We start from the raw sequence: 22,619 nt of genomic DNA on the forward strand, positions 1-22,619 counted from the left end.
ACAGCACTCCTTAAACAGTGACATCGGCGCCATGGCGCACGACGCGTTTATCCAGCTCGCCGCCCAGCCAGTAGGCGAGGTCGGCGGGACGATCAATCTGCCACGCTACAAAATCCGCCACTTTGCCCACTTCCAGTGAGCCATGGGTAGCGCCCATGCCCAATGCGGTGGCCGCATGTTGCGTGACGCCGGCCAGGGCCTCTTCCGGGGTCATGCGGAACAGGGTGCAGGCCATGTTGAGCATCAGGCGCACCGACAGTGCCGGCGAGGTGCCGGGGTTGAGGTCACTGGCGATGGCGATTTTCACGCCGTGTTTGCGCAGCGCCTCCATCGGTGGCAACTGGGTTTCGCGCAGGAAGTAGAACGCCCCTGGCAGCAGCACGGCGACGGTGCCGGATGCAGCCATGGCAATGGCGTCTTCTTCGGTCATGAATTCCAGGTGGTCCGCCGACAACGCGCGATAACGCGCCGCCAGGCTGGAGCCGTGCAACGACGAGAGTTGCTCGGCGTGCAGTTTTACCGGCAGGCCCAACTGCTGGGCGACCTTGAACACGCGCTCCACTTGCTCAGTGGAAAACGCCAGGTATTCGCAGAAGGCATCCACGGCGTCCACCAGCCCTTCCGCCGCCAGGGCCGGTAGCATCTCGCTGCAGATATGCTCGATGTAGTCGTCGGCGCGGTCCTTGTACTCCGGCGGTAACGCATGGGCCGCCAGGCAGGTGGCGCGCACGCTGACCGGCAGCTCATCGCCGAGACGCCGGGCCACGCGCAACATCTTGCGTTCGTTGGCCAGGTCCAGGCCGTAGCCGGATTTGATCTCCACCGTTGTCACGCCGTCGCGCAGCAGACTGCGCAAGCGCTTGCGGGCGCTGTCGAACAGTTCATCCTCGCTGGCGGCGCGGGTGGCGCGCACGGTGCTGGCGATACCGCCGCCCTTGGCCGCGATCTCGGCATAGCTAACGCCCTCAAGGCGCTGCTCGAATTCGCCACTGCGATTGCCACCAAACACCGTGTGGGTGTGGCAGTCGATCAGCCCGGGAGTGACCCACGCGCCTTGCAGGTCATGCACCTGGGCGTAGTCCGCCGTCGGCACTTGGCTGCGCGGGCCGATCCAGTCGATGAGTGAGCCGGCAGTGACCATGGCAGCATCCTCGATGATCGAGTAGTTACCTTGAGCCATGGTTGCAACGTGGCAGTGTTGCCAAAGGGTTTTCATCAACGCCTCCCTAAGTTATCGATGAGACACAGCCGGGTCGTATTGGACGTTGGCCGTTTGCCCGGCGGCGGGTTTGACCCACAGCAGGTAGGCAACGACCAGCAGCACGATCCACACGGCGCCGACCAGCAAGGCCGCCTGGGTGTCCGGGAAGTAACCCAGCACACCAAACACAAACAGCATGAATACGATGGCCGCCGCCGGCGCATAGGGCCAGAGCGGCACCGGGAATTTCAGCTCAGCGACCTGTTCTTTAGTCATAGAGCGACGCATGGCGACCTGGGTGAACAGAATCATCAGCCATACCCACACGGTGGCGAAAGTGGCAATCGAGGCAATCACCAGGAACACGTTTTCCGGGATCAGGTAGTTGAGCAGCACGCCGCCGAGCAGCGCTGCGCCCATCACCACCACGGTCATCCATGGCACGCCCTGTTTGGACAACTGGGCAAAACCCTTGGGCGCCTGCCCTTGTTGAGCGAGGCCGTACATCATGCGCCCCGCACCGAAGATGTCGCTGTTGATCGCCGAGACTGCCGCCGAGATCACCACAATATTGAGAATGGTCGCCGCCGAGCCTATGCCGAGGTTACTGAATATCTGCACGAACGGGCTGCCCTGGCTGCCGATCTGGGGCCATGGGTAGATAGCCATCAGCACAAACAGGGTCAGCACGTAGAACAATAGGATGCGCAGCGGCACGGCGTTGATCGCCTTGGGAATTACGCGCTGCGGGTCTTTGGCTTCGCCAGCGGTGATACCGATGATTTCGATACCGCCGAAGGCGAACATCACCACCGCGAACGAGGCGATCAGGCCGCCAACGCCGTTAGGCATAAAGCCGCCGTGGGCCCACAGGTTGCTCAGGCCGCTGGCCTGGGTCTCGCCCGCCGAATGGATACCGAACAGCATGATGCCGAAGCCGCCGAGGATCATCGCGACAATCGCGCCGACCTTGAGCAGCGACAGCCAGAACTCCATCTCGCCAAAGACTTTGACGTTGCACAGGTTCAGGCCGCCGATCAGAAACACAATGCCGAGCACCCAGACCCAGCGCGCGACGTCGGGAAACCAGAAGCCCATATAGATACCGAACGCGGTGACGTCGGCGAGGCAGACGATGATCATTTCAAACGCGTAGGTCCAGCCGAGAATAAACCCGGCCATGGGGCCCAGATAGGTGCTGGCGTACTGGCCGAAGGAACCGGACACCGGGTTGTGCACGGCCATTTCACCGAGGGCGCGCATCACCATGAAAACCGCGGCGCCGCCGATCAGGTAGGCCAGCAGCACGGCAGGGCCGGCCATCTGGATAGCCGAGGCGGATCCGTAGAACAGCCCGGTGCCGATGGCCGACCCCAGTGCCATGAAGCGAATATGTCGGGCACTGAGGCCACGTTTCAAACCCTTTTCTTGCTGGTGCATTTCTCGTCCTTAATTATTTTTATCCTGAGAAAATTAAAAGCCGCGCTCATGACAACTGCTTTTTTTGTGGTGAGCGGGCTTGCCCCGCGCTGGGGTGCGAAGCAACCCCAAATCCGGCTACCGCATTTCACTTGGAGAAATGCGGTGACTGTAGGAGGGGCTGCTACGCAGCCCAGCGCGGGGCAAGCTCGCTCACTACAGAGAGCGAGTGTCGCTTACAGGCTCGGCAGCAACTTCGCCGGCACCAGGTCATTCAGGCAGCGGCTGGCGAGCAGTTCGCTCGCGGCGATGATGTCCGGGGCGAAGAAGCGATCCTTGTCGTAGAACCCCACTTTGGCGCGCAGGACGCTACGGGCTTTTTCCAGTTTCGGCGAGGTTTTCAGGCCTTCCCGCAAGTCCAGACCCTGGCACGCGGCCAGCCATTCCACGGCGAGGATGCCACGGGTGTTCTCGGCCATTTCCCACAGGCGCTTGCCGGCAGCAGGTGCCATCGACACATGGTCTTCCTGGTTGGCTGAAGTCGGAATGCTGTCGACACTGTGGGGATGGGCCAGCGCCTTGTTCTCGCTGGCGAGCGCGGCGGCGGTCACCTGAGCGATCATGAAACCGGAGTTCACCCCACCATTGCCCACCAGGAACGGCGGCAATTGCGACATGTGTTTGTCCATCATCAACGAGATACGACGCTCACTGAGGGAACCGATTTCGGCGATGGCCAGCGCCATGTTGTCAGCGGCCATGGCCACTGGTTCGGCGTGGAAGTTACCGCCGGAAATCACATCGCCTTCGGCGGCGAACACCAGCGGGTTATCCGATACGGCGTTGGCTTCGACCACCAGCACTTCAGCGGCCTGGCGGAACTGGGTCAGGCACGCGCCCATGACCTGAGGCTGGCAGCGCAGGGAGTACGGGTCTTGCACTTTGTCGCAGTTCTGGTGCGACTGGGAGACCTCGCTGCTTTCGCCGAGCAGGTCGCGGTAAGCGGCAGCCGAATCGATTTGCCCACGCTGGCCGCGTGCGGCATGAATACGCGCGTCGAACGGCGAGCGCGAGCCCAGCACTGCTTCAACTGTAAGGCCGCCACAGGCCAGGGCGCCAGCGAACAGGTCTTCGCCTTCGAACAGGCCGCGCAGGGCATAAGCAGTGGACACCTGGGTACCGTTGAGCAACGCCAGGCCTTCTTTAGCCGCGAGGGTCAGCGGCGTGAGGCCGGCGACTTTCAGCGCGTCAGTCGCTTCCAGCCATTCACCTTTGTAGCGCGCCTTGCCTTCGCCCAGCAGCACCAGGGACATATGGGCCAGCGGCGCCAAGTCACCGGACGCACCGACCGAGCCTTTCAACGGAATATGCGGGTAAACCTCGGCGTTGATCAGCGCGATCAGCGCGTCGATCACTTGCCGACGAATCCCGGAGAACCCACGGCTCAGGCTATTGACCTTGAGCACCATGACCAGCCGCACCAGCGCATCGCTGATCGGCTCACCGACGCCGGCGGCATGGGACAGCACTAGGGAACGCTGGAGGTTTTCCAGGTCTTCGCTGGCGATACGGGTCGAGGCCAGCAGGCCGAAACCGGTGTTGATGCCGTAGGCAGTGCGGTTCTCAGCGAGAATCTGCTCCACGCAGGCAACGCTGGCTTCGATCTGGGCTGAAGCGCTGTCATCCAGACTGAGGGTCACCGGCTGCTGGTAGATGGCCCGCAGTTGGGCAAGGCTCAGTTGGCCTGGAATCAGATTTAACGCAGTCACATTCATACTCCTTGTGAATTGTTCTTTCGAATATTTCTGTTGAATAAGGGTTCAGTGCACATTGGGTAATGCGGTGTCTTTGAGCAGCTTGGCGGCAGCTGCAATGTCCGGCGCCAGCCAGCGGTCCTGCTCGTATGCGGGGACCACTTCACGTAACAATCGCCAAGCGCGGTCGGTACCCGCGCCGAAACGCTGGGCCTTCAAAAATTCAAAGGCCTGGGCCGCCAGCAAGTACTCGATGGCAAGAATCTGGGTGACGTTGGCCAGCAGTTGATGCAGCTTCAGCGCGGCATTGGTGCCCATGCTCAAGTGGTCTTCCTGCAGCCCCGAGGTGACGAAATTATCGAGCACCGCTGGTTGCGCGAGCTGGCGGTTTTGCCCGCACAGTGATGCAGCGACGTATTGCACGATCATCATTCCGGAGTTAACCCCTGGGTTGCTCACCAGGAATGCCGGCAAGCCACTGACGTGCGGGTTGATCAAACGGTCCAGGCGGCGTTCGGCAACCGAGCCGATTTCGGCCATGGCGATGGCGAGCATATCGGCGGCCAGGGCGACGGACTGGCCGTGCGGATTGGCCTGGGACACTACGCGGTACTCGTCCGGCGTGCCAAGCACCAACGGGTTGTCAGTGGCGCTGTTGAGTTCAGTCTCGATCTGGCGGGTGGCGTGCTCCACCTGGTCGCGCGCCGCGCCGTGGATCTGCGGGATCGAGCGGATGCTCAGGGCGTCCTGTGTGCGGAGGCCTTTGCTGCTGGCGATCACTTCACTGCCGTCGAGCAAGGCACGCAGGTTGACGCCAACGTGCTGCATGCCGGGGTGCGGCTTGAGGGCGATGATTTCTTCATCAAAGGCATCGATCTGGCCGCGCTGGGCTTCGAAACTCATGGCGCCGATCACGTCGGCCCACTGCAGCAAGTGATGGGCGTCGGCCAAGGCCAGGCAGCTCAAACCGGTCATGCACGGCGTGCCGTTGACCAGGCACAGGCCGTCTTTGGCGCCGAGTACCACGGGCTGCAAACCTTCTGCCTGCAAGGCTTCCTGCGCCGTCACGATTCGGCCGCGATAACTCACCGTACCGACACCCAACAAAGCGACACCGACGTGGGCCATGTGAGTCAGGTAACCCACCGAACCTTGGGACGGCACCTGTGGCGTGATGCCGTGGTTAAGCAGCGCCAGCAACGAACGTACGACCTGCGGATGCAGGCCGGATTTTCCGTGACTGTAATTGATGACCGCGGCGCAGATAATCGCCCGGGTCTGCTCATCGCTCAGTACCGGGCCGACGCCACAGGCGTGACTCAACAGGGTATTGCGCGACAGCTGGCTGAGTTGCTCGCCCGCAAGCGACACGTTGCACAGCGCGCCCAGGCCGGTGTTCACGCCATACGCGCGTTCGCCGCTGGTGACGATGCGCTGCACGATGGCTTGGGCATTGTCGATGCGGGCCCAGGCTTGGCCCGAGAGTTCCAGCACCGCGCCGTGGCGGGCCACGGCGACCACGTCCTGCCAGCGCAGGGGGGTGTCGGCGATGATGATTTTTGCTGCCTGGGACATGGTTGACCTCTTCATATTCTCTACCGCTTTGCCGGCCTCATCGGGGGCAAGCCCCCTCCCACATTTTGAACGGTGAACATCTTCAAAGGTGGGAGGGGACTTGCTCCCGATAGGGCCAGCAGCCTCACCACAGAATCTGGATCAGACCACCGCAGCGCGCCGCTGAACAAACCGGTCCACGTACTCATCCGCCGGTGAATGGAGGATCTCCCGAGGTGAGCCGACCTGGATCAACTTGCCGTCCTTGAGGATCGCAATGCGGTTACCAATGCGCACGGCCTCGTCGAGGTCGTGGGTGATGAAGACGATGGTCTTGTGCAGGGTCTTTTGCAGCTCCAGCAATTGGTCCTGCATCTCGGCGCGAATCAACGGGTCAAGGGCGCTGAAGGCTTCGTCCATCAGGATGATGTCCGTGTCGGCAGCCAACGCACGGGCCAGGCCGACGCGCTGGCGCATGCCGCCGGAGAGCTGGTGCGGGTATTTGTTTTCGTAGCCTTTGAGGCCCACGGTTTCGATCCAGTGCAGCGCGCGTTCGGCGCACACCTGCTTGGTTTCGCCACGCACCTTGAGGCCGTAAGCGACGTTGTCGAGCACGCTCTTGTGGGGCAACAGGCCGAAGCTCTGGAACACCATGCTGATCTTGTGCCGACGGAATTGGCGCAGGGCGTCCATGTCCAGTTGCAGGATGTCTTCGCCGTCCACGAGGATCGCGCCGCTGGTGGGGTCGATCAGGCGATTGAAGTGACGTACCAGTGTGGATTTACCGGAACCCGACAGGCCCATGATCACGAAGATCTCACCAGTACCGATGCTCAGGGACAGGTCGTTGACGCCGACCACGCAACCGGTCTCGGCCAACACTTGGTCCTTGGTCTTGCCCTGCCCGATCATCGCCAGCGCTTCCTTGGAACGCGCGCCAAAGATCTTGAAGACGTTTCTGACTTCGATTTTGCTGACAGTCGTCATTTGCTCGCCTCATGCCGTGGGCGGCCATAGGCCTGGGTAATGCGGTCGATGACCACTGCAAGAATCACGATCGCCAGCCCGGCTTCAAGGCCACGGCCAACGTTGAGGGTCTGGATGCCGACGAGCACGTCTTCACCCAAGCCACGGGCGCCGATCATCGAGGCGATCACCACCATCGACAACGCCATCATGGTGGTCTGGTTGATGCCAGCCATGATGCTCGGCAGCGCCAACGGCAGTTGCACGCCAAACAGTTGCTGCCAGCGGTTGGCACCGAAGGCGTTGATGGCCTCCATAACTTCGCCATCCACTTGGCGGATGCCCAAATCGGTGAGGCGAATCAACGGCGGCGCGGCGTAGATCACCGTGGCAAAAATCGCCGGCACCTTACCCAGGCCGAACAGCATCAGCACCGGGATCAGGTACACGAAGCTGGGCATGGTTTGCATGATGTCGAGCAGCGGCATCAACACCGAACGCAGGCGATTACTGCGCGCCGAGAGGATGCCCAACGGAATGCCGATCAACACCGAAATCACCGTGGCAACCATCATCAAGGCCAGGGTCTGCATCAGCTTGTCCCACAGGCCAACCGCGCCTACCAGGAACAGCAAACCGACGATGACCGCCGTAGTGACTACTTTGCGGGTAGCGTGCCAGGCCACGCCGCCGACGATGGCCAGCATCAGCCACCAAGGGGCGGCGCGCAGCAGGCCTTCCAGGTTGACGATGGCCCACAGCAGCGTGTCGGAGATCTGCCGGAACACATCGCCGTAGTTGGTGACCAGTGAATCCACCCAACCGTTAACCCAGTCGGCAATGGAAAACGTAAAACTCTCAGGAAACATAGCGTGCTCTCGATCCAATGGGTTGTGGCCGGGCGCCCGGCCACCCCTCAGGGTAGCCGTGCACACTTGACCTACAAGGCCGCGTCGATTTTCTTGGCTGCGTCTTCGCTCACCCAGGCGTGCCAGACTTCAGGATGTTCCTTGAGGAAGATCTTCGCCAGTTTCGGCGACTCAATGCGCTCCTTGGCCATGCGTCCCAGGTTCTGGTTCAGCAGGTCGATGGGCAGGTTGACCTTTTCCAGCACGGCCACCAGTTCAGGGGCTTGTTCGTGGAAGGTCTTGGACAGGCCGACCTTGATGGTCACGGTTTTATCCACACCGGGTTTTTCTTCAAGCTTGACCAGGTCGACCTGACCCATCAGCGGCGTCGGCGACCAGTAGTAGAACAGGATCGGCTCGCCACGCTTGTAGCTCGACAGCACCGCCGCATCCAGCGCCGGGCCGGTGCCTGGACGGAAGTTGGTGTAGGTGCTTTCCAGGCCGTAGCTTTTCAGCATTTCGCTGTTGTCCAGCTCGCAGGTCCAGCCGGCCGGGCAGTTGTAGAAGCGGCCCTTGGATGGTTCTTCCTGGTCCTTGAACACCGAGGCGTACTTGGCCAGGTCGGCGATGGTTTTCAGGTCCGGCGCCTTGGCTTCCAGCTTGCGCTTGGCGTCGCCTTCGATCACGTAGCGCGGCACGTACCAGCCTTCGATTGCGCCCACCACAGGCGCACCAACGCCGACGACTTTGCCGGCCTTCTCAGCCTTGTTCCAGACTTCGCTGCGGCCGACCCATTCTTCGGCGAACACTTGAATGTCGTTACTGCTCAGGGCGTTTTCCATGGTGATGGAGTTGCCCGGCAGGCTGTCGGTTTTGCAGTCGTAGCCTTTTTCCAGCACGGTTTGCAGGATGTCGGTAAGCAACATGCCGCTTTCCCAGTTCAGCCCGGCGAATTTCACCGGTTTACCGGACTCGCACCAACCGGCCGCCTGGGCGCCAGCGCTGGCCAGCAAGCCTGCAGAGAACAACGTGGTCAGCAGGGTCTTATGCATTTTCATTGTGTGACGCTCCCAATCATGAAATGGATTACGGCAGTCAAAAGGCGTCCTGCCTTGTCCACGTCCTGTCAGGCCCGCGCCGCAGCGCGACTGGCCCCGCTTTTTTTAGTGGGTACAACACTGTCCTGCTCGACCGGCAGAATCAGTTGATCGGGCACGCTGCCGTGCCATTTTTTCGCACACAGGTAATACAGGGCGGCGGGCAGCACCAGGCCGATGATCCAGGAGATATCCACACCCCCAAGCGCGCTCACCAGCGGACCGGTGTAGAACTTGGTAGCGATGAACGGCATCTGCACCAACACCCCGAAGACATAGACGCTGATACCCAGAGGGTTCCAACGACCGTACCGCCCGTTTGGATCGGCCAGCGCCGGCACGTCATAGCGCTCGCGGGTGATGAAGTAGTAGTCCACTAGGTTGATCGCGCTCCAGGGCGTGAAGAACGCCAGCAGGAACAGAATGAAAGACTTGAACGCACCGAGGAACGAATGCTGGCCGAGCAATGCGATCAGGGTCGCCGTACCGACGATAAGCAGCACGAACACCAGACGCTGCAGACGCGTGACCTCCAGGCGACCACGAAAGCCGCTGATGATGGTCGCGATGCACATGAAGCTGCCGTAGGAGTTAAGTGTGGAGATGGTGACCTTGCCGAACGCGATGCTGAAATACAGCAGCGCAGCGGTGGCGCCCGTACCACTCAAACCAACGATGTAGGCCACTTCATGACCGGCGAATTGCCCGTTGGCCATGGCGGCGGCGAACACGCCGAGAATCATCGCCACTTGTGCGCCAATCACTGAACCGGCGCCCGCAGCGAGAAAGGTTTTCACCGACGACGTGCTGCTCGGCAAGTAGCGCGAGTAGTCCGCCACATACGGCCCAAACGCGATCTGCCAGGAGGCGGCGAGGGACACCGCGAGCAAGAAACTGCTCCAGCTGAAATGGCGGATTTGCAGCAATGCGCCAATGTCAGCCTGGCCCATCAGGCGACTGAACAGGTAAACGAAGGCAATCACACCAATGACGCTGGCAACGCGCCCTATGAAGTGGATCACCCGATAACCAAGCACCGTGACCAGCACAATGACGCTGGCGAAGATCAGGATACCGACGCTGCTGCTGACACCAAACAACTGGCCCAGCGCCTGGCCGGAAAGCACCGTACCGGTTGCGGTGAAACCCAGGTACATCAGGCACACCAAGACGATCGGAATGGCCGCGCCATATACGCCGAACTGCACGCGGCTGGAGATCATCTGCGGCAAGCCGAGCTTGGGCCCTTGCGCCGCATGCAACGCCATGACGCCGCCGCCGATCAGTTGACCGATCAACAGACCGATCAACGACCAGAACACATCACCGCCCAGCACCACGGCCAAGGCCCCGGTGACAATGGCCGTAATTTGCAGGTTGGCACCCAGCCACAGGGTGAATTGGCTCAATAGACGACCGTGTCTTTCCGCTTCCGGGATGTAGTCGATCGAACGTTTCTCGATCAACGGGGTGGTGCTTGCACGCGCGTCATTTGCAGCCATGGGTGTTCAACCTCTGATGGATTGTTTTGGGGGTCGCAGCCGCTCAACTGTGGGAGGGGGCTTGCTCCCGATAGCAGTGGGTCAGTCACCAGACCTATTGGCTGATACACCGCCATCGGGAGCAAGCCCCCTCCCACATGGGTTACTTGATCATTGGAAGATTGAGACCCTGCTCTTTGGCGCAATCGATCGCGATCTGGTAACCCGCATCGGCGTGACGCATCACCCCTGTCGCTGGGTCGTTGTGCAGCACACGGGCAATCCGCTCGGCCGCTTCGTCGGTGCCGTCGCAGACGATCACCATGCCGGAGTGCTGGGAGAAGCCCATGCCGACGCCGCCACCGTGGTGCAGCGAGACCCACGTCGCACCGCTGGCGGTGTTGAGCAAGGCATTGAGCAGCGGCCAGTCAGATACGGCGTCGGAACCGTCCTGCATGGATTCTGTTTCGCGGTTCGGGCTTGCTACCGAGCCGGAGTCGAGGTGGTCACGACCAATCACCACCGGCGCCGACAGCTCGCCGCTGCGCACCATTTCGTTGAATGCCAGGCCGAGCTTGGCGCGCTGGCCCAGACCGACCCAGCAGATACGCGCTGGCAGGCCCTGGAAGCTGATGCGTTCGCGAGCCATGTCCAACCAGTTGTGCAGGTGGGCGTCGTCGGGGATCAGCTCTTTGACTTTGGCGTCGGTCTTGTAGATATCTTGCGGGTCGCCCGAGAGCGCAGCCCAACGGAACGGGCCGATGCCACGGCAGAACAGTGGACGGATGTACGCCGGAACGAAACCTGGGAAGTCGAAAGCGTTTTCCACGCCTTCTTCCTGTGCCATTTGGCGGATGTTGTTGCCGTAGTCGAAGGTCGGGATGCCTTGCTTCTGGAATTCCAGCATGGCTTTGACGTGGACTGCCATGGACTGCTTGGCGGCCTTGATCACGGCAGCCGGCTCGGTCTTGGCGCGGGCGCGGTATTCGTCCCAGGTCCAGCCGGCGGGCAGGTAGCCATTGAGCGGGTCATGGGCACTGGTCTGGTCGGTGACCATGTCCGGGCGCACACCGCGCTTGACCAGTTCCGGCAGGATCTCGGCCGCGTTACCCAGCAGCGCGATGGAAATGGCTTTGCCTTCTTTCGTGTATTTGGCGATACGGGCCAACGCGTCGTCGAGGTCGGTGGCTTGCTCATCGACATAACGGCTGGCCAGGCGGAAATCGATGCTGACCTGCTGGCACTCGATGTTCAGCGAGCACGCGCCGGCCAATGTCGCGGCCAGAGGCTGTGCGCCGCCCATGCCGCCGAGACCGGCGGTGAGGACCCAACGGCCTTTCAAATTGCTGTCGTAATGCTGGCGACCGGCTTCAACGAAGGTTTCGTAAGTACCTTGGACGATGCCCTGGCTGCCGATGTAGATCCAGCTGCCGGCAGTCATCTGGCCGTACATAGCCAGGCCCTTGGCATCCAGTTCGTTGAAGTGTTCCCAACTGGCCCAGTGCGGAACCAGGTTGGAGTTGGCGATCAACACGCGCGGGGCGTTGCTATGGGTCTTGAACACGCCGACCGGTTTGCCGGATTGCACCAGCAGGGTTTCGTCGTCGTTCAGATTGGTGAGGCTCTCGACGATCTGGTCGTAGCACTCCCAATTACGTGCGGCGCGGCCAATGCCGCCGTACACCACCAACTCTTTCGGATTCTCCGCCACTTGCGGGTCGAGGTTGTTCATCAGCATGCGCAGCGGTGCTTCAGTCAGCCAGCTTTTGGCGGTGAGCTTGTTACCGCGGGCGGCGCGGATTTCGACGTCACGGTATTTTGTAGGCTTGGTCACTGCTAGGACTCCTCGGCGATCGATGCGCGAACATGGATGGTGCGAAGGAGAGTCTTACGCACACATCTTTACTTGTATGTACAAGCATATGCAATCAAGCGGCCAACTTTCTAAGTGAGGTGTTTGGATTTTTTTGGAAAGCGTGTGTGAGCCTTGGAAATTAAGGCTTAGAGAGATGATGAAATTTCTTACAAAGGGGTTTTCTAGCGAGGGAGGTTTGTCACGACAGCATGGTTTTGCGCCAAGCTGGGGCGTTCGGTAACAAAATGGTGCGAGGGTTGGAAACAGATCGCAACAACAGTGGGAAACAATGTGGGAGGGGGCTTGCCCCCGATAGCGGTGGATCAGTCAGCCCATCTGTTACTGACACACCGCAATCGGGGGCAAGCCCCCTCCCACATTTTTTAACCGCGCTGAGTCAGTTCGATGATGCAGCTACGGCCAGTGATAGAGATGTCCAGCAAGCCAGCGTTACCGTCCACTTGCAGGCAATCGTGATGGCCCAGTACCTGGTCCAGCACCTTCACTTCATCCGCCACGCTGAACACCAGCACCGTCTGCGCCGTACTGAAAAACCGCTGCACACGATCCATCCACTGCAACCGCGCGTGGTAGCGCTCGGGCGAATAAATCAGGTTGAAATCGCGAATCGGCCCAGTGATCAATCGGCACGACACCTGGCTGTCACCCTTGAACGCGAACGGTTGCAGCGGTAACAGTCCGCGCTGCTCCTCGCCATCCACGGTCAGCACCATGCCTGCGCCCTTGATTACCGTGATCACACGCTGGTAACCGGCGAAGGTGGAAAAGCCGCCCGACTCGGCGATATCGGCAATCGACAAGCGCCAGCCAAAGCCATCCAGGCCATCGCCGGCATCACGGGAGATTTCTTCGGTACTGCCACCGCCGTTTTTCCACGGCATGCGGACGTAATCGGCGGCGCGCCAGACTTTCAAACTCATTTACTGAAGCGTCCTTCGAGGCTGTGACGGGAACCAGGGTGGATCAACCGCGCGGCGGTCACTGGCTGGCGTCCGGACCAGGTGCGTCGGCGAATCAACAGGCACGGTTCGGTGGGCTCTATTTGCAGCAGCTTGCACTCGTCGGCGTCGGCGAGGATCGCTTCCACGACGTGCTCGCCTTCCGTCAGCGGCGCAACCTGGTTGAGATAGGCATAGGGCGTTTGCTGGGTGAAATCCTGCTGCAGGTATTCCGGCGCGACCAAGGCGTTGACGAAACGGTCTTCGATTTGCACGGGAATATCGTTTTCGTAATGCACGATCAGGGAGTGGAACACCCGCCCGCCTTCGCGCATTTCCAGGGCGACGGCACGTTCGGAACCGGCGGCCTCTTCGCCCAGGGTGATGACCTGGCAGGTATGCCGATGACCGCGGGAAGCGATCTCATCAGCAATGTTGTGCACTTCAAACAGCGCCGACTGGCTTTTGGGCTCGGCGACAAAAGTACCGACGCCTTGCATGCGAACCAGCAACCCTTCGGCGGTGAGTTCGCGCAGGGCGCGATTGATGGTCATTCGGCTGAAGCCCAGTTGGCTGACCAGTTCACTCTCCGACGGCACGCGGTAATGGGGTGGCCAGTTGCCGTTGAGGATCTGCTGGCTGATCATCTGTTTGACGCGGGCATACAAGGGCGCCGGACTTTCGTCCATGTGGGCAGCCAGTGAAGACTTGGCGGGCGGAGTCGGCACAGGGAATCCTTGCAGGGGGAAAAGATGCATAGATTGCCGGAGTTTACCGAGCAGGCAAACGTCTGTATATGTATATACAAATAAACACACGACCGGAGTGCTCTGAACATGTCCGCTTTTTTTGCCGAACGCGCACTGCTGCCTAATGGATGGGCCAACGATGTACGTCTTGAAGTCAGCGCCGATGGCCTGCTGACACAGATTGCGGCCAATGCCAGTGCAGACGGCGCCGAGCGGCTCAAAGGCCCGGTTTTGGCGGGCATGCCCAACCTGCACTCCCACGCATTCCAACGCGCCATGGCGGGTTTGGCCGAAGTCGCCGGCAACCCGAATGACAGCTTCTGGACCTGGCGTGAGCTGATGTACCGCATGGTCGGCAAGATCAGTCCGGAGCAACTGCAGGTGATCGCGCGCCAGCTTTACATCGAGATGCTCAAGGCCGGTTACACCTCGGTGGCCGAATTTCACTACGTGCATCATGATGTCAGCGGCCAGCCTTTTGCCGACCGTACGGAACTGTCGCGGCAGATCAGCCACGCGGCCGCCAGCAGCGGTATTGGCCTGACCTTGGTGCCCGTGCTCTACACCCACTCGGGTTTTGGCGGGCAGGCGCCGAACGAAGGCCAGCGACGGTTTATCAACAGCACCGAAAACTACCTGGACCTGCAGGCGCGCCTCAAACCGATCCTCGCGGCGCAACCGGCGCAGCAACTGGGCTTGTGCTTCCACTCCCTGCGCGCTGTTACACCACAACAAATCAATGAAGTCCTGGCCGCCAGCGACAAGACGTGCCCGATCCATATCCATATTGCCGAACAACAAAAAGAAGTCGACGACTGCCTGGCCTGGAGCGGCAAGCGTCCGTTGCAATGGCTGTATGACAATGTCGAGGTGGATGAACGCTGGTGCCTGGTGCACGCGACTCACGCCAACCCGGAAGAAGTGACGCGCATGGCAGCGAGCCGGGCGATTGCCGGATTGTGCCTGACCACCGAAGCCAACCTGGGCGACGGGATTTTCCCGGCAGTGGATTTTCTCGCCCAGGGCGGGCGCATGGGCATCGGTTCCGACAGCCATGTGTCATTGAGCGTAGTGGAGGAATTGCGCTGGCTGGAATACGGCCAGCGCCTGCGCGATCAACGGCGCAACCGCTTGTATCGCAGTGACCAACCGATGGTTGGCCGTACGTTGTTCGATGCTGCGCTGGACGGTGGCGCACAGGCACTGGGGCAGCCAATTGGTCGACTGGAAGTGGGCAAGCGTGCGGATTGGATCGTGCTGGACGGTAATGACCCTTACCTGGCGACAGCAACAGAGGATGGCATTCTCAATCGCTGGCTGTTTGCCGGCGGTGATCGCCAGGTGCGTGATGTGCTGGTCAACGGGAAATGGGTGGTGCGCGAAGGGCGTCATGCAGGCGAAGAAGAAAGCAGCCGGGCATTTACGCAGGTGCTAAGGGACTTACTCGGTTAAAACATGTGGGAGGGGCTTGCCCCCGATTGCAGAGTGTCAGCCAGCAAATCAGATACTGACACACCGCTATCGCGGGCAAGCCCCCTCCCACATTGGATTGAGGGGCTCTCAGGTTATTGCGAAGTCTTGGCCATCTGCTTATCCGATGTCCGGAAGATCAACCGCGTGGTGTCATACCCCTGCTGTCGCGCCCTGCTCAGCAGGTCTTCGCGAGTATCGGCACTGACCGTTGGCGTGCGCGACAGGATCCACATATAGCGCCGGCTCGGGCTGCCGACGATGGCGGTCTTGTAGTCATCGCTGACGTACAGCACCCAGTAATCGCCCTTGGCGACGCCCGGCAGCAGTGACGTGAACCAGTTGTTGAATTCCACCCAGAGCTTGTCAGTCTTGCCAGGCACTTGCGGGGTGGCGGTGCCCTTGGCTTCTTCCCACTTCCATTCGGTGGTCAGGCAGCGGTTAAACACCGACATGTCGCCATCGGGCAACAAGGTGTAGCGTGCTTCGGACTGCGCGCAGTTGCGCTGAAAGTACATCGGCAATCGGGCCAACTCATACCAGGTGCCCTGGTAACGCTTGAGGTTGACGCTGCCGGCAGTCTTGGGTTGCAGATCATCGCCAGAATGGCTGGCACAGCCCGCCAAAAACAGGCTGGCACAAAGGAACAAAACAAAACGCATCATTCTTCTTCTCCCGCAGGCTCTCGCCCCGGTTTACTTCAGGCCTTGCCCGGAAAACATGAGAACTTTGTCACCGGCATATTGAACGCTGATAAAGCTGGTTTTATCGCCCCACGTGCAGCTGGACATGCCCAGTGCGCCGGAACAATCGGTCGGCTTACCCAACAACGACTCCACCTCGGCCTTGGGCATGCCGGCCGACAACTTCGCGTAATTTTCCTGGTTGATCTTGCTGCAAGCGGCCAACAGCACGCAAAAAGCCAGCAAAGCGAGACGGCGTAACGACATGGAATAACTCCTGGAGGGACAAGGCAGCGTGGGTATCTGCCAGAAGCTTAGAAGGGAAAATAGGTGTCTGGTTCCCGACGAGTAAAAACAAAAAAGCCCCGAAAACGCTGAAACGTTTCGGGGCTTCTTTAAGGGTGAACCGGCTCACAACAACGCCGATCACTTATCGCCGCAGCTTACTTCTTGTGATAGGCCGTCACGCGCTCAACTTCTTCCTTCGAACCCAGGAACACCGCTACACGCTGGTGCAGGCCTTCCGGCTGGATGTCGAGGATGCGCTGGTGGCCGTCAGTGGACGCGCCGCCCGCTTGTTCAACCAGGAACGACATCGGGTTGGCTTCATACATCAGGCGCAGTTTGCCCGGCTTGGATGGCTCGCGGCTGTCACGTGGGTACATGAACAAGCCACCACGGGTCAGGATGCGGTGCACGTCGGCTACCATCGCCGCGACCCAACGCATGTTGAAGTTTTTCTTCAGCGGCCCTTCTTCACCGGCCATCAACTCGCCCACGTAGCGGGTAACCGGTTCTTCCCAGTGACGCTGGTTGGACATATTGATCGCGAATTCCTGGGTGGACGCAGGAATGGTGATGTCTTCGTGGGTCAGTACGAAGCTGCCCATTTCGCGGTCCAGGGTGAAACCTTTAACGCCGTCACCCAGGGTCAGCACCAGCATGGTCTGTGGGCCGTAGATCGCGTAACCGGCAGCGACCTGCTCGGTGCCTGGCTGCAGGAAAGCCTTTTCGTTCAGGGCTTCGTTCTGGCTCAGGTATTCGTTCGGGCAGCGCAGCACGGAGAAGATAGTGCCGACCGGTGCGTTGATGTCGATGTTGGACGAACCGTCCAGTGGGTCGAACACCAGCAGGTAGGCACCTTTCGGGTATTTACCCGGGATCTGGTAGGCATTGTCCATTTCTTCGGACGCCATGCCGGCCAGGTGACCGCCCCATTCGTTGGCTTCAAGCAGGATCTCGTTGGAGATTACGTCGAGCTTCTTCTGTACTTCTCCCTGCACGTTTTCAGTGCCCATGCTGCCCAGGACACCACCCAGTGCGCCTTTGGACACGGCATGGCTGATTTCCTTGCAAGCACGCGCGACCACTTCGATAAGGAAGCGCAGATCGGCAGGCGTGTTGTTGCTGCGGGTCTGCTCAATCAAATAGCGACTCAAGGTAACGCGGGACATGTAAGGCTCCGGAGAATGGGGGGCTTGAAAACCCGCGCAGTTTAACGCGAGTCGGGGCGTATTTCCTCCTATCAGAGGATTTAAACCCAATAGAGTTCATGGACTTTATTTAACGCGCCGCCGGTGGCTTGCGCAGCAAACTGTAGGCCATGGCGCCCAGTGCCGCCACGCCGAGCAGCAAGACGGCCCAGAGTCCGAGTTTTTTCCAGTTCGGCCCGTCCTCCACAGCGGCTACGACCACCGGCGACGCGACCGCAACGTCCCCCACAACCTTGGCCTGTCCCAGCGTATTGAGGCGCTCGGCACTGTAATCGGGGATCAGGGTCGACAGTGGCAGGCTTGCGGCTTTCACCGATGCATTGCCCAACGCCAGGCTGAACGGCGGCTCACCCCGCGCCAGGAACACCAACTGGGTAGCGCGCACCGCAAAGCGCAGCGCCGGCGCATCGGCGCCCAAACCGCCACCGCGCTCGTCCACCTGCAACTTGAGTTCGGTCACGACCTGACCCGGCAACTGCAACTCATCCTGCACTACGTCCTGGCCGTTTTGCGTCAGGCGGTACAGCAAGCCATTGTTCAATGGCTGCCACAGTTGTTTGGCATCGCTGCGTCCCGCCAATGTCACCGGTGCCAGCGTGTTGGGCTGCTTCAACTCAATGCGCAAACGCTCGACACTCAGCCCAGTCGGCAACTGCCAGCTGTACTCCCCAGCCTTGAGTCGCGTTCCCGCCAATGGCTGCGACCACACCAACGGCATTGGCAGACTGCTGCGCGTAGCACTCACCAGCTTGGCCGAGGTCAGCAGCGGCGCCGCCTGCCCCTTCCATACCAGACGCAGGTAGCGCGCAGAGCGTCCTGGCAGGCTGACGTCATGCTGTTCGACCCGTTCGTCGGCGAACGACAAGCGTGCCACCTGCCCCTCGCCCCAAGGCTCCCAACGCTGCAAGTCATCACTGGCTTCAATGCTGAAACGCTGGAAGCCCTCTTGCTCACGGCTCCAGTCCAGGCTCAGTTGCTGCAACGGTGCCTTGATCGCGCTGGCGTCCAGCACCCAGCCGCGCAACACCTGCATACCGGGCTTGGCGGCAGAAGACGGTTTGATTTCCACCAGGGTGCCTTCGGTGGTGGTTTTCATCACCACACCGGGCAGGCTTTCCTGAGTGTCGGCGGCGTATAGCGGGAACCACTTCACATCAGCGACGTTGCGACTTTCGGTGCGCTGGGAAGATTGTCGCGACAGCGCATAGGCCTGGGGCTCACCGGCGGCGTTAAACACGCGAACGTCACCGAGGTCCGCCTGGCGCGCGTTGAGTTGCACAGCCAACGGCAATTCAAGGCGATACCAGGGGCCATTGCCGCTCACACTCAGCGGCACATGGTGGGTGAAATCAGCCGGGGCTTCCTGGGCCGACGCCGCCAGCGCCGCACACATGCCCACCATGGCCACGCTCAACTTACCGATCAAGAGGATGCTCCTTCAGTTTCCATCACAGGTTCGGCCCGCTTAGGTGGCAGCGGTGCGAAATAACCCACCACCAGCAACAGCCCGCCCACGCCGATAAACGACACGATCCGCGCCAGGCCGCCACGGTTACTCAGTTCGACAAAGAACAGTTTGGCCACCACCACCGCAATCAACGCAGCGCCGATCAACCACACTTCGCGACGATGGCGCAGGTGGCCGCCGATCATCAGGCCGAGGGCGATCAGAGTCCACACAATCGACAGGCCGGCTTGCACCAGCATCGACTCCAGCAACGCATCCAGATGGAACGGCACGCCGCCCCAGTGGTGCGCGGTGCGCATGACCAGTGCCGTGAAGAACGCAAACAGCGAGAGACCCGCGATCCCTTGTGCGGCCAATTCGGCACGCGGCCCGCGTTGTGGCGCCACGCTTCGGGACCACAGGTAAACACCCAGCAGCGCGAAGAGCAGGCCCAGTTCCAGAGGGTTGAGCAGAGGCACGTAAGGCAACGGATTGGCGGTGCCATCGCTGAAGGTATTCGCCAGCCAGAACCAGCCGAGCATCAGCACAGCCAATGGCAGCGCGGCCAGGACTCGGTACTCCCTTGGGTACGCCGACACTGGCCACGGCCAGGTGCGCGGTGCGGCGGCCAGCACCAGGTACAGGCTTGGCAGGATGGCCCAGCCCAACCAGCGCCAGGCGTTGTATTCAGCCGACAGGCGCAACAGTCCATAGCGCAATTCCAGTGCCAGCACGCCGATCAGCATCCAGCAACCGAGGACATGGGCAATACTCAGCATCCTGGCCGGAACCACCGGCGCCAAGCGGCGCAGCGAGATGAAATGCACCACAAACACCGCCAACCAGGCCAGCCAGCCGTACTGCGCCGCCGGGTGATAGTAGCTGTGGGCAGATACCAGCAACGCCACGCCCGCCGCCGGCATCAGCAAGGTGCACAGCACACCCAGCGATGCCCAGCGCAGTCGCGCCGCAAGCAGCGCCCAGATCGCCACGCTCACTGCGGCAAGCCCCAGCAGGAAAGAACCAAGCAACGCTTGCGGAACAAAGCGCAACACTTCGCCACCCAGCGCCAATGTCCACCACGCCGCACCCCACACCAGCAAAAGGTCAGACAAGCGTTGCAGCTTCAGCACCGCAAACACCGGCGCATGGGGCTCACGTTGCAAGCGCCAGGCGCCGATCAAGGCGGCCAGGCCCAACACCATCGGCGTCCAGAAACCACTGTGCGCCAGCGGACGCAGGCCTTCGCCGGTCAACGGCCCGAGCAATTGCGGCACCGCCAGCAGGAACGAGCCACCGCCGACCAGTTGCAGCAGCAACCCAAATACAAAACTGACGCGTTGTTGCAGGTACAAGCTCAGCCAGATGATCAACAACCCACTGGCAGCCCATACGCCGCTGGCGCTTTCCCATGGCAGCACAAACAGCACCGCCAGATTGATCAACACCAGACCGGCGAGCAGCACCACCGACAACCCACGTAACAGCCGCACATCGCTGCGCACCATGTCGTCGCGTGCCGCCAGCAGCATGCCGCCAATCAAGGCCAGGCCGATCAGTGAGGCCGTGAGCAAACCACTCCATCCCGCATTGAATACCGCCGCGCCCTCCCCGCCCTGCAAGCGCACCAGGAATAACGCGCCACCCAGCAATTGCACCGCGAACGCAGTGAACAGGAAAGTGCGCGAGCCAATGCGCAGGCCGATAAACAGGGTCGCCAGACCGGCGATGGCCCAACTGATGGCGGTACCTTGGGTCAGCAACAGCAAGGGCGCCAGCAGGTACAAAAAGCTCAAGCCCAGAGACGCCAGGACCGGCAGCCCTTTGCGCTCCCACTCTGCCGCGTGCTCCGCCGATGCCTTGCGCAACTGATCGAAGCTGAACAGCAACGCGGCGCCGAGCAACAACGCACCCAGCGGCGCACCGTCGAGCAGGCTGTGTTCGCCAATGCGCAGTTCGCTGAGGAAGGCCAGCGCTGAGCCCAATTGCAGCAACAAGCCGAACGCACGCGCCAACGGTCGCTCCTGGCGCAAACCGAGCCAGAAGATCCCGGCGCCTTCCACCGCCCACGCCGCAGCCGTCCAACGTGCATCAAGGCCCAGAGGAATCGCCAGGCTGGCAAAGATCGCGCCCAGGGCCAGGCACGTTTCCGCCAGCAGCAACGCGCGTCCGCCACTGAGTAACCGCGCCAGGCCCATGTAGATAATGCCCAGGCCCAACGCACTGAACGCCGCGGCGAATTCCAGATGCTGTACCAATGCGAACTGCAAGCCAAAGCCCACCAGCGGCGGGCCGAACAGCATGCCGCCGTCAACGTAATCACCCTTGGCAGCCGACCAGCGCAACAACGCATCACGGCCTTCGGGCGCGTCGCCCAGCTCCAGCAATTTGCGTCGGGCGAACAACAGGCCGATGGCCAGATACATTAGGAAGAACAGGATCAGGAATGGCTCGGTGCTCCACAGCAATTCCGGCGTGTAGGAACGCATTCCCCAGGCGAAGCCGATGCCGAAGGTACCGACGAACCCGATCAGGTTGAGCAAGCGCCAGGCCTTGAACCAGGCGATGGCGAGAATACCGGCGTTGAGCAGGGCAAAATAACTGAACAGCGCAACATGGTTACCGGCACCGGTGGACGTAAGGATCGGTGCCGCAAAACCGCCGAGTGCTGCCGCGCAGGCCAGGCCCAATGCGTCCTGGGTGACCGCCAGGATCGCCGAGAACACCGTGACCGCAACCAGCAGGCCCAGCGCCGCGCTCGGGTCGATCAACGGATGCAGGCGCATCGCGGCAAACACCGTCAGGTACAGCACCGCAATCCCGGTGCCTTGCAGCATCAAGCCGTAGTTGCTGTTGCGCAGTCTCAGCCACCAGCCCAGGCCCAGCAGGCCGACGGCGGCAGCAGCCACACCGGCGTAACGCAACTCGATCGGCACCACCATGCCTTCGGTGGCATAACGCAGCAGGAACGCCAGGCCGAGAAACAACAGCACCACGCCGACGCGCAGGACGGTGTTGCCACCAAACAGCCAATTGCGTGCACCAGCGAGGGCACGTTCGAACAGGTTGGGGCCACGGGGGATAGCAGGTTCTTCAGGAGGGCGCGGAGCCGGAGCAGGCTTCCAGGCGTCTTCGGGCAATGCAGGGCTTGGTTCGGCGATCATGGCGACGGGCGCCAATTCGGCCCGCAGCTCCCAAACCAGTTCGGGGGCCTTGGTGATGGGTGTCGGTTCAGGGATGGAGGGTTCGACCACCGCGGGGCTGGCCGGCGCGGGCACTTCCAATTGCCGCAGTCGCTCACCGAGGGCGATCACCGACTTCTGCGAGGTTTCCAACTGACGCGCCTGCTGTCGCACCTGGGCCGCAAGCTTCGACAGGCCAATCGCTTGGCCAATGCCCAACCCCAGCAGTGCGCCGATGCCTGCGTCATAGAACGACTCATCGAGCGTCCAGCCGACAACCAGGCCAATCAGCATGAAAATCCATTGCATGGTCGATATTCCCTAAGCAAACCGGCGCTCAGTATATCGACGCGCAACCAATGTGGGAGGGGGCTTGCCCCCGATAGCGGCGTGTCAGTCGACATATTCGTCAACTGACCATCCACTATCGGGAGCAAGCCCCCTCCCATATTTGGATCCAA

At 61.1% G+C, this 22,619-nt stretch carries 17 protein-coding genes; 1 reads left to right on the forward strand and 16 read right to left on the reverse strand.

Going from position 1 to position 22,619, the window contains the following annotated elements; genetic code table 11:
* Positions 1–10: 10 nt before the first annotated feature.
* The 11 genes from hutI to hutC all read right to left on the reverse strand — a co-directional run bounded on the left by hutI (position 11) and on the right by hutC (position 13,823).
* Positions 11–1,216, reverse strand: a complete 1,206-nt coding sequence (gene hutI, locus G9Q84_RS17895; protein ID WP_181643801.1) for an imidazolonepropionase — start codon at positions 1,214–1,216, stop codon at positions 11–13.
* Positions 1,217–1,231: 15 nt separating this feature from the next.
* Positions 1,232–2,641 carry an amino acid permease gene (locus G9Q84_RS17900; protein ID WP_181643802.1) on the reverse strand — a complete coding sequence of 470 codons (1,410 nt, stop codon included), beginning with the start codon at positions 2,639–2,641 and terminating at the stop codon, positions 1,232–1,234.
* Positions 2,642–2,856: 215 nt separating this feature from the next.
* Positions 2,857–4,395: a histidine ammonia-lyase gene (hutH, locus tag G9Q84_RS17905; protein WP_181643803.1), complete on the reverse strand. Its 1,539-nt coding sequence runs from the start codon at positions 4,393–4,395 to the stop codon at positions 2,857–2,859.
* A 45-nt stretch (positions 4,396–4,440) separates the two neighbouring features.
* Complete coding sequence (hutH, locus tag G9Q84_RS17910) at positions 4,441–5,949, reverse strand: histidine ammonia-lyase (protein WP_181643804.1); 1,509 nt, start codon at positions 5,947–5,949, stop codon at positions 4,441–4,443.
* A gap of 141 nt (positions 5,950–6,090) precedes the next feature.
* Entirely contained in the window at positions 6,091–6,915 is an 825-nt protein-coding gene (locus G9Q84_RS17915) for a quaternary amine ABC transporter ATP-binding protein (protein ID WP_181643805.1), read from the reverse strand.
* Positions 6,912–7,763 (reverse strand): ABC transporter permease, encoded by an 852-nt coding sequence (locus tag G9Q84_RS17920; protein WP_032890174.1) that lies wholly within the window; start codon positions 7,761–7,763, stop codon positions 6,912–6,914. Before G9Q84_RS17920 ends, G9Q84_RS17915 begins: the two co-directional genes overlap by 4 nt.
* A 71-nt stretch (positions 7,764–7,834) precedes the next feature.
* Positions 7,835–8,800, reverse strand: a complete 966-nt coding sequence (locus G9Q84_RS17925; RefSeq protein WP_032890172.1) for an ABC transporter substrate-binding protein — start codon at positions 8,798–8,800, stop codon at positions 7,835–7,837.
* Positions 8,801–8,868: 68 nt separating this feature from the next.
* Positions 8,869–10,341, reverse strand: coding sequence for a purine-cytosine permease family protein (locus G9Q84_RS17930; protein WP_032890170.1), 1,473 nt, complete (start codon positions 10,339–10,341; stop codon positions 8,869–8,871).
* A gap of 142 nt (positions 10,342–10,483) precedes the next feature.
* Positions 10,484–12,154: a urocanate hydratase gene (hutU, locus tag G9Q84_RS17935; protein WP_032890167.1), complete on the reverse strand. Its 1,671-nt coding sequence runs from the start codon at positions 12,152–12,154 to the stop codon at positions 10,484–10,486.
* Positions 12,155–12,558: 404 nt separating this feature from the next.
* Positions 12,559–13,116, reverse strand: a complete 558-nt coding sequence (locus tag G9Q84_RS17940; RefSeq protein ID WP_181643806.1) for a HutD/Ves family protein — start codon at positions 13,114–13,116, stop codon at positions 12,559–12,561.
* Positions 13,113–13,823: a histidine utilization repressor gene (gene hutC, locus G9Q84_RS17945; RefSeq protein ID WP_241089512.1), complete on the reverse strand. Its 711-nt coding sequence runs from the start codon at positions 13,821–13,823 to the stop codon at positions 13,113–13,115. Before hutC ends, G9Q84_RS17940 begins: the two co-directional genes overlap by 4 nt.
* 147 nt (positions 13,824–13,970) lie before the next feature.
* Between hutC and G9Q84_RS17950 the strand changes: the two genes are divergently transcribed.
* Positions 13,971–15,335 (forward strand): formimidoylglutamate deiminase, encoded by a 1,365-nt coding sequence (locus tag G9Q84_RS17950; protein ID WP_181643807.1) that lies wholly within the window; start codon positions 13,971–13,973, stop codon positions 15,333–15,335.
* 113 nt (positions 15,336–15,448) lie between these two features.
* Here G9Q84_RS17950 and G9Q84_RS17955 read toward each other — a convergent pair whose 3' ends face one another.
* The 5 genes from G9Q84_RS17955 to G9Q84_RS17975 form a co-directional block, all read right to left on the reverse strand.
* Positions 15,449–16,018 carry a lipocalin family protein gene (locus G9Q84_RS17955; RefSeq protein WP_032890161.1) on the reverse strand — a complete coding sequence of 190 codons (570 nt, stop codon included), beginning with the start codon at positions 16,016–16,018 and terminating at the stop codon, positions 15,449–15,451.
* A gap of 30 nt (positions 16,019–16,048) precedes the next feature.
* Positions 16,049–16,303: a lipoprotein gene (locus tag G9Q84_RS17960; RefSeq protein WP_032890159.1), complete on the reverse strand. Its 255-nt coding sequence runs from the start codon at positions 16,301–16,303 to the stop codon at positions 16,049–16,051.
* Between the two features lie 176 nt (positions 16,304–16,479).
* On the reverse strand, positions 16,480–17,490 hold the full coding sequence (locus G9Q84_RS17965) for a class 1 fructose-bisphosphatase (RefSeq protein WP_003237460.1): 1,011 nt from the start codon (positions 17,488–17,490) through the stop codon (positions 16,480–16,482).
* A gap of 109 nt (positions 17,491–17,599) precedes the next feature.
* A complete protein-coding gene (locus G9Q84_RS17970; RefSeq protein ID WP_181643820.1) occupies positions 17,600–18,952 on the reverse strand; it encodes a DUF3999 domain-containing protein in 1,353 nt (450 codons plus the stop codon).
* Positions 18,952–22,467 carry a DUF2339 domain-containing protein gene (locus tag G9Q84_RS17975; RefSeq protein WP_181643808.1) on the reverse strand — a complete coding sequence of 1,172 codons (3,516 nt, stop codon included), beginning with the start codon at positions 22,465–22,467 and terminating at the stop codon, positions 18,952–18,954. The genes G9Q84_RS17970 and G9Q84_RS17975 overlap by 1 nt, the downstream gene beginning before the upstream one ends.
* Positions 22,468–22,619 lie beyond the last annotated feature (152 nt).

This window comes from Pseudomonas sivasensis (assembly GCF_013778505.1).
Classification (GTDB): Bacteria; Pseudomonadota; Gammaproteobacteria; order Pseudomonadales; family Pseudomonadaceae; genus Aquipseudomonas; species Aquipseudomonas sivasensis.